Annotated in this window: 1 protein-coding gene; it reads right to left on the bottom strand. The window is 60.8% G+C overall.

The window, feature by feature from the left end; all coding sequences use genetic code 11:
• Positions 1-525, bottom strand: a 525-nt coding sequence (locus JK635_RS20395) for a hypothetical protein (RefSeq protein WP_202655777.1), incomplete at both ends; no start/stop codon positions are given.

Here is a 525-nt window from a genome sequence, read left to right as displayed (position 1 = left end):
CCTTGAGCACGGCGTCCTGACTCTCCTGCCTCTTTTGCTTTTTCCAGTCAAGCTGGTCAGGGGAGGCGTCTGGCAAGCCATCGTCCTGGCCTTGGGCGAATGCGCGATGCACGTCTGGCACCCGGTCGCGCGCTGCCCCGGATCTGTGCACGTCCTTCGACGCGCGTGCCTTTGTGTCATGGACGACTTTGCTCAGCTTGCCAAGGAAACCGCTTGTCCGCGTCTTTCCATTCCTTTCCACCGAAGCCGTCGCCGCTTTCGGAAGTGTCGAGGAATGTCTGGATTGCTTGCTCGCTTGCTTGCTCGCCTTTCGGGCAAGCTTCCGATAGCGCTTTAGATGGTCGGGCTCAACCATGGCATCAAGCGGAAGGCCGAATGCATCGATGGTATGCACCAATGGCGGCACATCAGCAAGAAGCGCGGCGGCTTGGTCGAGCCGGTTCTGGACCACCTGCTCATGCACGAGCCGGGCAAGCTGCTGCTGCAGCACGAGCGAGTCCGGACGATCATCTCCGTGCAGCATGG

Source organism: Neobacillus paridis, assembly GCF_016765675.1.
In the GTDB taxonomy this organism is placed as follows: Bacteria; Bacillota; Bacilli; order Bacillales; family Cytobacillaceae; genus Neobacillus; species Neobacillus paridis.
Note: the sequence above shows the minus strand (reverse complement) of the source record. Positions and strands in the feature narration are given on the sequence as shown.